Source organism: Mesorhizobium sp. M0317 (assembly GCF_040321555.1).
GTDB lineage: Bacteria > Pseudomonadota > Alphaproteobacteria > Rhizobiales > Rhizobiaceae > Mesorhizobium.
In genome coordinates, this window is the sequence record NZ_JAMYRV010000012.1 from 1 (window position 1) to 13,221 (window position 13,221).

13 protein-coding genes are annotated in these 13,221 nt (G+C 59.7%); 7 read left to right on the top strand and 6 right to left on the bottom strand.

Annotation, left to right across the window (positions count from 1 at the left end; genetic code table 11):
• Positions 1-84: 84 nt before the first annotated feature.
• Positions 85-1,284 carry an aminotransferase-like domain-containing protein gene (locus NKI88_RS11430; RefSeq protein WP_352655285.1) on the bottom strand — a complete coding sequence of 400 codons (1,200 nt, stop codon included), beginning with the start codon at positions 1,282-1,284 and terminating at the stop codon, positions 85-87.
• A 268-nt stretch (positions 1,285-1,552) separates the two neighbouring features.
• Between NKI88_RS11430 and NKI88_RS11435 the strand changes: the two genes are divergently transcribed.
• On the top strand, positions 1,553-2,293 hold the full coding sequence (locus NKI88_RS11435) for a sulfotransferase family protein (protein WP_352655167.1): 741 nt from the start codon (positions 1,553-1,555) through the stop codon (positions 2,291-2,293).
• Between the two features lie 22 nt (positions 2,294-2,315).
• Here NKI88_RS11435 and NKI88_RS11440 read toward each other — a convergent pair whose 3' ends face one another.
• From NKI88_RS11440 to NKI88_RS11455, 4 genes are all read right to left on the bottom strand, one after another.
• A complete protein-coding gene (locus NKI88_RS11440; protein WP_023671412.1) occupies positions 2,316-2,504 on the bottom strand; it encodes a hypothetical protein in 189 nt (62 codons plus the stop codon).
• A gap of 284 nt (positions 2,505-2,788) precedes the next feature.
• Entirely contained in the window at positions 2,789-3,493 is a 705-nt protein-coding gene (locus NKI88_RS11445; RefSeq protein ID WP_023685922.1) for a Crp/Fnr family transcriptional regulator, read from the bottom strand.
• Between the two features lie 171 nt (positions 3,494-3,664).
• Positions 3,665-3,838: a hypothetical protein gene (locus tag NKI88_RS11450; RefSeq protein WP_023671410.1), complete on the bottom strand. Its 174-nt coding sequence runs from the start codon at positions 3,836-3,838 to the stop codon at positions 3,665-3,667.
• A 140-nt stretch (positions 3,839-3,978) separates the two neighbouring features.
• The gene (locus tag NKI88_RS11455) at positions 3,979-4,134 is read right to left on the bottom strand and encodes a DUF1127 domain-containing protein (RefSeq protein WP_023671409.1); all 156 of its coding nucleotides are present in this window, start codon (positions 4,132-4,134) and stop codon (positions 3,979-3,981) included.
• Between the two features lie 82 nt (positions 4,135-4,216).
• Between NKI88_RS11455 and NKI88_RS11460 the strand changes: the two genes are divergently transcribed.
• The gene (locus NKI88_RS11460) at positions 4,217-4,516 is read left to right on the top strand and encodes a hypothetical protein (RefSeq protein ID WP_352655170.1); all 300 of its coding nucleotides are present in this window, start codon (positions 4,217-4,219) and stop codon (positions 4,514-4,516) included.
• A gap of 221 nt (positions 4,517-4,737) precedes the next feature.
• A complete protein-coding gene (locus tag NKI88_RS11465) occupies positions 4,738-5,574 on the top strand; it encodes an SLC5/6 family protein (RefSeq protein WP_352652093.1) in 837 nt (278 codons plus the stop codon).
• A gap of 317 nt (positions 5,575-5,891) precedes the next feature.
• On the opposite strand, the gene NKI88_RS11470 is transcribed toward NKI88_RS11465, so the two are convergent.
• Positions 5,892-6,959 (bottom strand): M35 family metallo-endopeptidase, encoded by a 1,068-nt coding sequence (locus tag NKI88_RS11470; protein WP_352655172.1) that lies wholly within the window; start codon positions 6,957-6,959, stop codon positions 5,892-5,894.
• Positions 6,960-7,228: 269 nt separating this feature from the next.
• On the opposite strand from NKI88_RS11470, the gene NKI88_RS11475 reads away from it, so the two are divergent.
• The 4 genes from NKI88_RS11475 (at position 7,229) to NKI88_RS11490 (ending at position 13,177) form a co-directional block, all read left to right on the top strand.
• The gene (locus NKI88_RS11475) at positions 7,229-7,855 is read left to right on the top strand and encodes a nuclear transport factor 2 family protein (RefSeq protein WP_352655174.1); all 627 of its coding nucleotides are present in this window, start codon (positions 7,229-7,231) and stop codon (positions 7,853-7,855) included.
• Positions 7,856-7,903: 48 nt separating this feature from the next.
• The gene (locus NKI88_RS11480) at positions 7,904-9,862 is read left to right on the top strand and encodes a hypothetical protein (RefSeq protein WP_352655176.1); all 1,959 of its coding nucleotides are present in this window, start codon (positions 7,904-7,906) and stop codon (positions 9,860-9,862) included.
• Between the two features lie 97 nt (positions 9,863-9,959).
• The gene (locus NKI88_RS11485; RefSeq protein WP_352655178.1) at positions 9,960-13,043 is read left to right on the top strand and encodes an ATP-binding protein; all 3,084 of its coding nucleotides are present in this window, start codon (positions 9,960-9,962) and stop codon (positions 13,041-13,043) included.
• Positions 13,040-13,177, top strand: coding sequence for a hypothetical protein (locus tag NKI88_RS11490; RefSeq protein WP_155921578.1), 138 nt, complete (start codon positions 13,040-13,042; stop codon positions 13,175-13,177). Before NKI88_RS11485 ends, NKI88_RS11490 begins: the two co-directional genes overlap by 4 nt.
• The last annotated feature ends 44 nt before the right edge of the window (positions 13,178-13,221 follow it).

A 13,221-nucleotide genomic window follows, 5' to 3' on the forward strand; every position in this document is an offset into this window, starting at 1 on the left:
GGCGCGAACCACCACGAAAGCGCAAATTCCAGTCCATGCCAAAGCTATCTTAGCGCCTATGCCCACAAGGGGGAGGTAGGGGGCCTAGCCCTTCATCAATTTCGCCAGCCTCGGCACGCCCTCACCCACGGCGCGTTCATCAGCCAGCGTAAAGCTCATCCGCATCGTGTTGCGGCCCGAACCGTCGGCGTAGAATGCGTTGCCCGGCACGAACGCCACGCGGGCTTCCTTGACCGAGCGGGCGAGCAGTGCCGTGGCGTCCGCACCTTCGGGCAACGTCAGCCAGACGAACATGCCGCCTTCCGGTCGGCTCCAGCTGACGCCATCCGGCATTTCGGCCTCAAGTGCTGCAAGCAAGCCGTCGCGGCGCTGGCGATAGGCGCCGATCAGCTTTTCCACCTGGCTGTCGTACACGGCCTCGGAGACGCGGTGCATGACCATCTGGTTGATCGACGGGCTGTGCAGGTCCGACGCCTGCTTCATCAGCACCAGTCGCTCGACGACGCGGCGCGGCGCGCAGACCCAGCCGACGCGCATGCCCGGCGACAGAATCTTTGAGAACGAGCCGCAATAGAGCGTGCGGGCATTGTCGATGCCGCCTGAGCGTTGGCAGTCGAGCGCCAGGATCGGCGGCTGGCCCTCGCCGTCATAGCGCAGCGCGCGATACGCGGCGTCCTCGATGACGGCAATGTCGAGCTCGCCGGCGAGGTCAAGCACCGCCTCGCGTTGCTGGCGGTTCAGCGTCTCGCCGGTCGGGTTGGCGAAATCGGGCACCAGATAGGCGAATTTCACCTTGCCGCCTGCAGCGGCAGCCGCCGCCTGGTAGGCGGCGGGCGTCATGTTGCCGCCATCCGGCGTCAGCCGGTCGTAGCGCGGCTCATAGGCGTTGAAGGCCTGGAGCGCGCCGAGATAGGTCGGCCACGTCACGAGCGCTGTGTCGCCGGGCGACAGGAACAGCTTGCCCAGATAATCCAGCGCCTGCTGCGAGCCGGAGGTGATGAAGATGTTGTGCTCGTCGCAGGCGATGCCAAGCTTGCCCATCTGGCCGGCCAGCCATTTTCTGAGCGGCAGATAGCCTTCGGAGACCTGATACTGAAGTGCTGCGCTCGCCTCCGCGCCGCCCAGCACCGAGGCGTAAGCATCGGCGATCGCCTGCGCCGGAAACAAGGCCGGATCGGGGATGCCGCCGGCAAAGGAGATGATGTCGGGCTGGTCGAGCAGTTTGAGCAGCTCGCGGATTTCCGACGCCTTCATGCGCGAGGCGCGCGACGCCAACAGGTCCATCAAACTCACGAGCCCACCTCCCGGGATACGGCATCTGGTCCAGCATGACCGTTCCGGCCATGCGAATTAGGTCAATCTGGCTGACCTATTATCAGGCTCCCCCACCCGCGGGAATAGCCAGACCGTCATTCCGCGTGGCCAAGACGAAAAAGCAAAGACATTTCTGCCCTGCACAGGGAAAATTGTTGCGCGCCGAGGCGCGCGGATGCAACCTCATTCCGAGCGGACCGGCATAAAAAGAAAAGCGGTCTCAACAAGGGGGGCTAAAATGACGCTTGAGCTCATCGGGGCCGGATTCGGCCGCACCGGCACATGGTCGACCTTTACCGCGCTGAACAGGCTGGGCCTTCCCAGCTATCACATGCAGGAAGTCATCCTCAACAAGGCCAACAAAGGCCATCTCGACTTCTGGTGCAAGGTGGCCAACAGCCCGCCCGGCAGCCAGCACGACTGGACCAGAGTCTTTGCCAATTACAAGGCGACGGTCGACAATCCGGGATGCTGCGTGTGGCGCGAATTGATGGCCGCCTATCCCGACGCCAAGGTGCTGCTCACCCTGCATCCACGCGGCGCCGAGGCCTGGTACGACAGCACCATCGACACCATCCACTTCACCGAGACATTGTGGCAGTTCAAGGTGCTGGAATGGCTGACGCCGTTCGGCCGCAAATTCGGCGACATGTCGCACAGGCTGATCTGGGGCCGCACGCTTGCCGGCGTGATGGACGACCGCGCCAAGGCGGTGGCGCGCTACAACGCCTACACCGAGGAGGTGATAGCGGCCGTGCCGCCGGAGAAGCTTCTGGTGTTCAAGGTCAGCGATGGCTGGGCGCCGCTCTGCGGCTTCCTCGGCGTGGCGCTGCCCAACGAGCCCTTCCCCAACCTCAACGACCGCGAAAGCGTGAAGAAGATCATCCGCGACATCATCAAGGGCAGCTACATCATGCTGGGGCTGTCGGTGGCGGCGGTGCTTGCGGCGATCGCGGCGCTGTGGTGGTGGCTGGGGTAGCCGCCGGACCGTCAGAATATTGCTACTTGCGCGTGATCCAGCCGAGCAGATCCGGCTCGACGTCTTCGTGGTCGGTCAGGTCGCGAACCAGGGAGGCGGCGAGCGCGCGCCAGCGCTTTTCCGGGACATTGTCTTCCATCACCGATTTGATGAAGGCGGCGCGCAGGATGGCGCAATCGAAGGCGGATACATCGAAAAGCAGTTCTGCCATTTCGGTTTTCCCCGTTCACATCGGGCGCGCGAGCCTGTCGAAGCCTCAGGCGCCAGCGCCCCATATACATGGTCGACGACAGCAGATTCATACTCTTGCCGAACCAAGGTTCAACACAATTCGATTGTACGGTTTTTACCAAGCGATTGCGGTTCGTTGCCCGCTTTTGCGCCGATGCTAGATTTGCCGGGCGGCCTCTCCTCAGATGGCCGCAAATGGCCGGCGCGGCTCTGGCAACATGCTTTCACCGGCATTCGCGTCGGCCATTTCCAGCGGTGCCAGGCTCAGCCCAGCAGGCGTTCGTATTCGGCCTCGGCCTGGCCGTAGAAACCGTCGGCGACGGCGATCAGGCCATCGCGGTCGCGAATGACGATCTCGCCGCGCCTCGACCGGATCAGGCCGCGCCCTTCCAGGATCTGCAGGCCGATGGTGACGCCCGGACGCCTGACGCCGAGCATGACGGACAGGAACTCATGCGTGATCTGGATCTGGTGGCCGACCACCCTGTCGTCACACATCAGGAGCCATCGGGCCAGCCGATCCTCGAGCTTGGCGCGGGCATTGCTCAGCGCCGTGGATTTGGTCTGGCCGTGCAGGTAGTGGGCATAGCGCAGCAGGAAGGCGCGAAGCGTCGGGCTTTTCTGCAACGCTGCCTTGAACGGCTCGGAATCGATGCACACCGCCTCGCCCGGCATCTGCATGTAGCAATCATGGGGCGCCCAGTCGGCGCCCATCACCAAGGCGGAGCCCGACATGCCTTCGTGGCCGATGATGCCGACCTCGGTGTCGAGCCCCGGCCGGTTCCTCGCCACCACCGAGGCCAGGCCGCTTTCCAGGAAGCAGACCGAGGCGACCGGCTCGCCCGCCATTTCGAGCGGGGCTTTGAGATCGAGCACACGATGGTGCAAATGCGGCGCAAGCAGTGCGAAGTCGGCCGGGTTCATGCGGCGCAAGAGGCCGCTTTTCTCCTTGCTGACCGACTGGTCCATCGCTCTCTCCCCAAGGGCAACAGCACATGTAATCTCCCAGCCGTCGGCGCCCTGCCCAAATGCAAACGGTCATTGGACGATAGCTGACTCGGATTCAGCCATTGTACTTCGTACAAAACCGACAAATCAGGGGCGACGCCCCATGGATCAATCCAGCAGCTTTTTCCTGGATCAGCGCTTCGGGCGGTCAGCCGCAACCATGCGCGCTTCGCGCACGATGGACGAGCGATCGTTGCCGATCAGCGATGCGATCTCTTGTATCTGCTGCTCGGAGGCCCCGGTTTCCCGCGCCAAGGCCGCGAGCGTCTCGGCGCTCAGACCGGACTGTCTCGGTTGCTCCGCCATGGCTCCAATGCCTCCTGTCGGGGCAGGAGTGCGATGGTCGCTCCCAAGCGTCAGCGCCCATTGATGTGGCCGACGATGCTGCACTGTACGCTTCCGAACAATCGATGGCGAGCGATATATTAGCGACGCTGGATGCGGCCCTAGAACGGCAGCCTTATCTCATCGATCGACCTCGACTCCGTCCAGCCAATGTCCTTCTGGATCTCCGTCGGCAGCGCATTCAGTGCGCGCACGGTCTTCCTGTGCTTGCTGGCGCGCGCCAGGGCAGCGCGAATTCTGCTGAGACTTTCAAACATCGGTTACCTCCATGCAGCAGCAGAGCGCTGCCTTAGGCCCGCTCTTGCGCCACCTCTGTAACCGATCGATTGCGCGGCAACGGTGAAGCGCTTCACAAACCGATGCCGCCCAGAAACATTTGTATACAAATCAATTCAGGGAACGGGAGAGTCGCTAAGGAGGCCGCGCCAGACTGCCCGCGTCCAAAAGGCCGATATCCGCGTCGAGCTTGCGGGACGCTGGACCAAGGGCATCTGCAATTTCGAGAAAATGGGCGGCATGCACCATTTCGGCGGCACGGCGAGCGAGCAGACCGACTTCCGTCACAGCCTGGCGGTGAAGCTCGACCATGCGAAGTTTTGCGATCTGATCGTGGCTGCGCTGGAGCGGCTCAAGGGGTGACTCCCTCTTCCCGGGCAATCGCGTAGGATGCGCCGCCTTATGCGATTGCCCTGCCCTCCGGCGTCCGCCCGCCTCGGCTATGGACGAATCCCATCATGCGCAATAAGGATGGGGTCTGCCGTGGCGCTTTCGCGCCGAGGCAGGCGACGTTCGTTCAATGACGCTGCGCCGGGCGCCTTTGACGCCGCCACGCAAAAGTGTCGATACCGGGGGATCTGGTCATGACCGACAACAAGCCGACCGTAGACGTTACCAAGGACTGGCAGGCAACGCAGGGCCAGAAGTCGGGCGCCACGCGGCTGCGCCTGTTCGCCGTGCTGTCGTGGGTCATCGCCATTGGCGGCGAGATCGCCGGGATCGTCTTGCTCTACAAGCACAAGTTCGACCAGGGCAACCTGCCGCTGCTGATCGGCATCCTGGTCGGGATCGCGATATTCGCCATCGCCGGCAGCCTGCTCTGGAAGGCGGCCAACCGGAAGGACCCGGCCCGCGAATCCGACACGTTCAGGTTCTTTGTCCAGAACCAGCTCGGCGCGATCATCACCCTGATTGCCTTCCTGCCGCTGGTTCTCTTGATCCTCAACGACAAGAACATGGACCCGAAGAGCAAGAAGGTGGCCGGCGGTATCGGCGCCGTGCTGGCCGTGCTGGCGACGCTGATCGGGGTCAGCTACCAGCCGCCATCGGTCGAGCAGTACACGCAGGACATGAACACCTGCGCGGAACAGATCAAGGCGGGGCAGCCGACCACGGCCTGCTCGCCCGAGGTCGCCGCCCAGGCGCAGGCGATCGCCACCGACTCCACCACGGTGGCCGCGGCGACGAAGGACGCGGCACACCCCAATGGCCAGGATATCGTCTACTGGATCGCGCCGGAAAACGGCGCCGCCAAGTCCGACACCGAGCATGTCTTCCACCTCTGCGCAGCCGTCAGCCCGCTGAAGGACAAGACCGTCAACAGCGGCTCGGTAACGGAAGCCTACGCCCAGAACGCCATCCGCATCACGAAGCAGATCGAGATGGAACAGAAGCAGTGCGGGTTTACGGCTGCGCCGTGAATCGGCCGGGGTTTGGCGCGCGCAGTGGATCACTGCCAAACCGGTCCAGTTCGTGTTGTCCGCATTAGCATGCGCGCCAGGACTTCGATCCTACATTTCGGAGCCAGCCGGCGGGCGGCTTGCCAAATCCTGACAGGACGAGACGAAAGTTGAATGTCGCATTTTGGCCGAGAGCGACCGGACCGCTTTCGGTGTGCGGGAGCGATAGCGGACATTCACCTTGCGATCGCAATGTGTCCGGCCCTCGGTGATCTTTTCTCGTTTCTGATGGCAATACGGCACCCGTATCCACGCTGGATCAGTTGCCTGGGTGTCCCTCACATCGGAAGATCCGGGTTGTTCTCCGCAAAGTATTCATGACTATCGGCATTTTCTGTGGCTTGCGGGGGGTTTTCAACCGCGAGTAGCTTGGCGGTATTTTGACCACCAGAGGAATAGTCGTCTGTGAAGACGACGACCTCAAAGTGACTAATTTCGTGTACAATCGTTCCAGATCTTGAGTCCGTTCCTTTCAGAGCGGCTGACCAGAACTTTTGACAAACAAAGATATTATAAGGTTGACCACGGAACACATACGCATAAACTCCCGGTCCGCAGACGCTGCCGTGACATCCAAACGATATTGCTTTGTTTGCAAGAGCATCCGCAATCTTCGAGAAATTTCCAGTGGCCTTCGCGTACAGTCCTACGGTATGCGCCCCAAACCATGTCAGATATCGTTGGGAATTCGGTTGCTGGGCAGAAGGCGTGCCCTGCAAAACCTGCAGGGCAGCCGAGGCTATGTTGTTTGCTTCCGCCAGCGCAGCGCCAATATCGTCCTGTTGAGAGCTGTCACACTGGTCGAGTTTGGGTGCCGAGAGCGGTACCCGTTCCGGAGGAATTCGACCGGATAGAAGCCTGAACGTGACGGCGTTGCTCAGAACCTGGGCGCGTCTCAGGGCACCTTGAGGGCCAACCAGCAGACCCACTCTCTCTGTATCATAGGTAACCGCATAGATCCCTGCTTCATAGATGGCGTAGTACAATGACAGATCGACGGGCACCGAAATCGATTGTCCGGGTTCGATATTGATAAAGTCAGCCTCGGTCGGTTCTGCTCGCTTCACCAAAGGGCCAATATACTGAATTGGCTGCGACCCTCTCGCTACTGAAAAAATTTCGCCCGAGACGCCGTCGATCGGCGTGGTCCACCTGAGCAGCCTGATCGGGCTGCGTGACCGGTTCGTGAGAGTAAAGTCAATAATTAGTGGGGTATCGTTTCCAAAAGAAGTCAGGCGCGATTGCAGAACTATCTCAATTTCCTGATTCTGCTGCGCAAACGCCAAAGGAACTATACTAAAAAAGGCTGAAATTAGAAACACCATATTTCGAACAATGTTTGGCATTTTTTGCTCCTGTGTAACCACGATTAGAATCTATTGTTTCGCCTACGTGAGCTTTTATTTTGCTAACGCATACCAGGATCACCCACAGCTGATCTGGCAATCAGGAATAAAATTGCTGCAGACAGGGGAGTACAACTTACCACAAATTCACAAATTCAGGAATACGACATCCCCGGCCTCTAATGACATCGATTTTCACTGGCGCCTTTTTTGGCGTGGTATAAGATGAACCGCTACTTTCCCATCAAGCTCCATCCGAGGGGGCCATTATGAGCGAGCGTTGGAAAGGCTTAATAACAGTCTGCGCGATTTTGAGGTATTTTGCCCTGGCGTATGGGTTCTGTTTTGCTTTCAGCGGCACTGCTTTGGCTGATTCATGTGGAACAGAGGCTACTCACGGCTGGAACGTCAATAATAATCCTCCGGCCGAAGACCGTCAGGCAATCCAAGATCTTTTGTCCCGCTACGCCTGGACGATCGACGAAAAAAATGCAGCCGCGTTCGCCACCCTCTTTGCGGAACCTAAATCGTCTTACTATGAGATTTGCGATGCAGGCAGCAGTGTCCTCGAGCTGACACTCGACCTTGGCCCAGAGTCGGCACATGATCTTCTCGTTCAAATGAAAATAATAGTTAAGAAACTGGAAACCGATAAACTCCAGACCCGGCATCTCGTGACCAACACCTTGTTCGACGTGGTTGACGACAAGACGGTGAACACCAAATCGATAGTCCTTGTGACAATGCAGGACTCCCACGCTTCGGCACCGAGTCTTGACTATTCGGCGGATGCCCGCGCGTCTGTTGTAAAGGGCGATGACGGCATGTGGCGATTTCAATCGCTTACTGTCCACGCTGACTATGACGCTGGCTCTGTCGCAGCGAAGAAGCGATGACGCCCAGAGATCGGCCATGGGTTCACTGGCACGCTCCAGTGGGCTGAGATGCGTGCTGTTGCGCTGATCGCTGCTGTCCTCGGCGTTGCGTTTCTCCTGTTGTCCGGGACGATCGGACATGAAGCTTTCGTGTCGACGCCGCGAGCCGGCGAGAGGCAAGGCTCCAATCAGGCCGACACGATTTGCAGCAAGGCGGGCAACTGCGCGGCGTCACCATTGCCACGCAGTTCCGCTTTCGAGCCGCTGCGCCCTCGCAGCGTCGCTTTCGCTCCCGCTGAACTCGATGGGAAGGCGTTCGCCGAAGCCGTTACGCGATGGAACCCTGACATCTTTTGGGCGCCAGCCTCAAAGAGCACCGACGTCATAACGAGGTCTGGCGATGAAGCGCGGGCGGTGTTCGGTCCTATTCCAGAGGGCGATTGCGGCAGCCCACAGATGAAGGTCATCCCACTGGAAGTTGATGGCAATGTCGTCGACCTCAAGCCCAATCCGACAAAACCGGGCTCTCCGCTGGAGTTCGAGCACAGCAATGAGAACGGAGAGGTGGTGAAATGGACGGCGACATTGCCCAGATGCGACAAGCCTTCGCTAACTGGCAGCTCAACCTACTGTGGGCTGAACTCACGTGCAGTAAGGGTCGTGCGCGGCAACGTGGAATGGCTGTTCCTCTGCAGAAAGTCCAATATCAGCCACGAGGTCAGCACCGATCCCTACTGGACACGGTCGGATCCGAGATTTTCCGTCTTCGGCACCATCGGGTTCAATCGGAAATCCGGAGAAATCATCTTCTTCGACGGCCGCAAGGACCGGACCGAGTTCGATTGGTCAAAGCCCTTCGTTCCGCCAGGCGGGCGCAACTATTCCGATGACATCGGAAGGGTTGCGGCGGAGAAAATCTATGACCCGACGTTCCAGATCTCGTGCCATGCATGCCATGACAACAAAAGCCCCTATGTGATAGATCCGCACATTGAACAGAGCAGGGTCGGTTTCCGTTCAGCCCGCGATTCCAAATCGACCGCCTTCAGCCTGGGAGATTTTCTACCGCGCCGACCGCGGTTGCCGGGCGCGCCGTTCCGCGTGGTCGGCTCCGGTTACACCGGCACCTATCCCAATGAACTTAGCCAAGCCAGGACGGTCGAAGATCCGACCGGAAACTGCACAAGCTGCCACACGCTTACCACACAAATCACCGGCCGCCGTTTTGCCGCGGACGCAGTCGGGTACGAACCGGCGGTCACATCGCCAACCTGGGTCCAATTGCTCGAGCTGCACGAGGAACAGACCGTCTACGCCGGCATAGAAGCACATCGCACGGACTGGGCGATCGGCAGCAGCGGCATCCATCCCTGGATGGTGCCGGGGTCCGGCAATGACCTGTCCTCAGGAACGCCTCGATTGAGCTTGGAAGACTGGCGCAAGCTGAGCGACTGTCTGTGGGGAGCCGGCGGTCCTGAGTGTGGCTACCGCCCACTCTACACGCGCTGCCCGGCGCCAGAAGCGCAGGATGAAGGCTCTTCGCTTGCCGATGCCGAGATTCGGGTTTTGCCTCCACCGTCCGGAGAGGACGTCAGGACGCGTGTCCTTCGCTTAAGCTGGACCTTTCGCAACAGCTACGGTGGTGTTCCCGAGCGCGACGATATCAGGATCAATGTGGCAGTCAGCGCGGGCACGATTCCGGCAAACGGGGATCCGCCGCAAAGTGGCGAATATCCAAGCATCGAGCAGGCAAAGGGCATCAGCGTCGAGGCTATCTCCGGTCCAGTCGGTTCAGCCGGCTCCAGCTTGTGGATCGAGAACGTTTCGTTTGCTGGTCACAAGAAATGGAGCGATCCAGCGCCGTCGATGTCGCCGCGCACCTTCCAGATCGATCTGCCCGGTGAATGCAACCGACGCACCTTAGTTCGTTTGGTGCCCAAACGGTTCTGCTTCGACCAGAGCCAAGCGGCATTTAGCGAGGCAGACCATTTGATCTACGCCGATGTTCAGTGTGGCGAGCTTCAATGAACCACCTGACGCGATCGAAAGCGACTGGTGAGCACCGGGATTTGCGATAACATGACTGGGTGCTACATGGTCGCCGCACTAAGGAGGGTCCCGGAGCGTGACCACGCCGGTTCCATTGGCTAGCCCCATTTTGCCCGGCAATCCGGCGAAACCTGTTGCGGAACGGCGTTATCTCACCATCCTGTTCTGCGACATGGTGGGGTCAACCGAATATGCCGACCGCCTGGATCCCGAGGATTTCCAACACCTGATTGAGAGCTTTCTACAGACCTGCAGCAGCGTCGTCCGGCGCCGCAAGGGCGTGACGGCTAGTTACATCGGCGATGCTATTCAGGCCTATTTCGGCTATCCAACAGCTGGTGAGGACGACAGCGAGTTCGCGGTGCTGGCGGCACTCGAGATCGTTGATGCGGTGGCCACCATCTCCGCAAATCAGGGATATCCGTTGCAAGTGAGGATGGGTATCGCGAGCGGCCAAGTCGTGGTGGGTGATTTCGTCGGCGCACCGAGCGGTGTATCCACCGTCGCCTTCGGTCACGTCGCGCATCTAGCGGCACGGCTGCAGGTACTGGCCAAGCCGAATACGATCCTTGTCGACGCGGCGACCTTCGAGGCCGCAAGCGGCGCGGTTGATTTCACCGGGTTCGGCAAACATGAGCTGAAGGGATTCGCCGCGCCAGTCCAGGTTTGGCAGGTGCAAAGGGCGCGCATGGTGCCGACCCGCTTTGCAAAGCGGGCGCGTATGACCAAGCTGTGCGGCCGCAACGCCGAATTGCGACTGCTGATGGAGCACTGGGAGACTGTCGTGCGCGACAGGCGTGGCAATGCCGTGTTGGTCTCGGGGGAGTCGGGAATCGGCAAGTCCCGGTTGCTCAACGAAATCCAGCAGCGCCTGCGCAGCTTTCCGCAACTAACCATGCAATGTTCTCCGACCTTTGAGAACAGCACCCTTTATCCATTCCTCGCAGAGTTGCAGAGGATTGCAACGATCGAGGACGGTGACTCAACGGAAGAAAAGCTTCGAAAGCTCCGCAACGGATTGTCGATAGGCTCGGTGTCCAGCGACATCGCGCTGGCGATCTTCTCAGGCCTGCTCGGGATGCCGACGACAATGCCGGACAGGCTTGAAGGGATAAGTGCCGAACGACAGCGCAACATTGCCGAGCAAGCATTCATCGATCTGGTCAGTTATTTGGCGCGAACTACCCCGATCCTGATCTTGTTCGAGGATGAGCAATGGGCCGATGCGACCTCGCGCGACCTTCTCGAAAAAATCGTCGCCAGCCTGGCTTCGACACCCGCCCTCTTGCTTGTGTCGAGCAGGAACAACGCAAGCGTTCCATGGGTCGACGGTCCTGACGGGCACCATATCAGGCTTGAAGCGCTCAGCCGAGCGGACGCTGAAGCGATTGTCCATGACATTAGTCCGAATGCGCTCGCTGCTGACGTAGCAGCGGTGCTCGATCGCGGTGAAGGCGTCCCGCTCTATATCGAAGAGCTTACTCGAAGCGTGGTCGAAACAGGGTTGCGCCTAGAAGTATCGCAGCCCAAGCGTCTGTCACTCACGAACAACATTCCAAACTCTCTGCAGTTCTCGTTGCTTGCCCGTCTCGACAGGCTAGGGACCGCCAAGGAAGTCGCGCAGGTCGCGGCGGCGATCGGCCGCGAATTCGATTTCGACATGCTGCGCGAAATTTGTGATTGGCCTGAAGCGGAGTTGCGCGCTGCGGTTGGTGAGCTGATGCGCACAGGGCTGATCGTAGCCGAGCGAGGGACGGCCGGAGCAGGCTTTTCGTTCACCCACGTGCTGCTCCAGCAGGCCGCTAGAGGCACGATGCTGCACGAACGTGCGCAACAGATTCACAAATCGATTGCCGAATGCATCGAGCTGCGCGACCCCAACGCGGGCTTTGCCTATCCCGAAGTGCTCGCTGAGCATTTCGCCGACGCCGGTCTGTTCGATCGCGCCGCTGACTACTGGCTGCAGGCAGGGCTGAAGGCCGCCAAGACTTGGGCGAAAGTTGACGCAGTGCGTATCTTCAGGAAAGGGCTTGAAGCCGCGAAACTCTTGCCTGACTCCGACGATCGTAGCCGCAGTTTGCTTCGCTTCGAACTGGAACTGGGCGACGTTCTGTACGCTGCGCTCGGCTACGTGACGGGCGAAGGCAGTGCCGCGTATCAGCGGGCCATAGCGCTGAGCGGGAAGCTTGGCGAACTGGAGGCGACGATTAGGGCACTCGACGGGCTTTTCGGTACCCATTTCAACTCGGGCCAGTTTGGTAAGGCCCTCGCGGCCAGTGATGAATTAATTCGAGTCGGCGAGGAGGGCGGCTACCTAAACGCGCTCGTTATAGGTCTGCAGTTTAAGGGCATGAGTCTGTTCTGTCAGGGTGAGTTGGCGGAGGCTCGGCAATATCTTGAGCGCGCTCTCAGCCACAAGGGCAGTGCAGACGAGGTCGGCAGCGACTTTCCGAGTATGGCCATGATCTACCTTTCGTGGACCTTGCATATTCTGGGGTATCGCCGTCAAGCGCTGAAACTCTACCTCGAGGCGGAGGCGACCGTTCGGCAGCAATCCGCCTATCGCTTGGCCGCCTGCTTGGGAAACGGGTGTGTGTTGTTCGCCTTCCGCGAAGAGAGCAGGGATATCGCTCGGCTGGCGGATGAACTTCTGCCATTAGCGCAGGAAAACGGTTTCAATCTCTGGACACGGGTGGCGCGCTTTTTTGGTGGCTTGGCTGCATCAAGCCTCGATGACAGTCTGGTGGGAAGCCATATGATGGCATTGACCGAGAGTGACCTTGAAGAGCAGGAAGTCGACAAATCGTGTTATTTAGGCTTACTGGCCAAAGCTTTCATTAACTCTGGACAATTCGATATAGCGGCAGAGACCGTCGAGAAAGGTCTGCGCGAGGCCGAAAAGATTGGCGAGCATTACTTTACAGCTGCCTTGCTTCGCATTCGCGGCGAGATCGAACTTGCAAATGGAGTCGGAGACAGAGCGGCAGAGGCTTCTTTCCGCGAGGCTATTGCCTTTGCGCGGCAGCAGCGCGCTAGGAGTTGGGAGTTGCAGGCGACCAATAGTCTGGCAAAGCTATTGCGGTCACAGGGTAGATTCGAAGAGGCGCGTGCGGAATTGCGGGAGATCAACGATTGGTTCATCACAGCAGACATTGAGTGATTAACGACGCATCACGTTCTGCCGGCAATCTCGACGAGCGCGGATTCGGCAACATCACGATCCCCGGCGCAGCCGCAACTTACGGTTTAAAGCAGACCAACGTCCGCTTACGGGTAGCGATGGCATTGATCTGAAGGCCGGCAGCGGCCATTCACCCGTAGCTCGCCGCAACGCAACA

Excerpts from the sequence above, each read along its gene's own strand:
- NKI88_RS11430 (WP_352655285.1), bottom strand. The coding sequence starts at position 1,284 with ATGGACCTGTTGGCGTCGCGCGCCTCGCGCATGAAGGCGTCGGAAATC.
- NKI88_RS11435 (WP_352655167.1), top strand. The coding sequence starts at position 1,553 with ATGACGCTTGAGCTCATCGGGGCCGGATTCGGCCGCACCGGCACATGG.
- NKI88_RS11440 (WP_023671412.1), bottom strand. The coding sequence starts at position 2,504 with ATGGCAGAACTGCTTTTCGATGTATCCGCCTTCGATTGCGCCATCCTG.
- NKI88_RS11445 (WP_023685922.1), bottom strand. The coding sequence starts at position 3,493 with ATGGACCAGTCGGTCAGCAAGGAGAAAAGCGGCCTCTTGCGCCGCATG.
- NKI88_RS11450 (WP_023671410.1), bottom strand. The coding sequence starts at position 3,838 with ATGGCGGAGCAACCGAGACAGTCCGGTCTGAGCGCCGAGACGCTCGCG.
- NKI88_RS11455 (WP_023671409.1), bottom strand. The coding sequence starts at position 4,134 with ATGTTTGAAAGTCTCAGCAGAATTCGCGCTGCCCTGGCGCGCGCCAGC.
- NKI88_RS11465 (WP_352652093.1), top strand. The coding sequence starts at position 4,738 with ATGACCGACAACAAGCCGACCGTAGACGTTACCAAGGACTGGCAGGCA.
- NKI88_RS11470 (WP_352655172.1), bottom strand. The coding sequence starts at position 6,959 with ATGCCAAACATTGTTCGAAATATGGTGTTTCTAATTTCAGCCTTTTTT.
- NKI88_RS11475 (WP_352655174.1), top strand. The coding sequence starts at position 7,229 with ATGAGCGAGCGTTGGAAAGGCTTAATAACAGTCTGCGCGATTTTGAGG.
- NKI88_RS11480 (WP_352655176.1), top strand. The coding sequence starts at position 7,904 with ATGCGTGCTGTTGCGCTGATCGCTGCTGTCCTCGGCGTTGCGTTTCTC.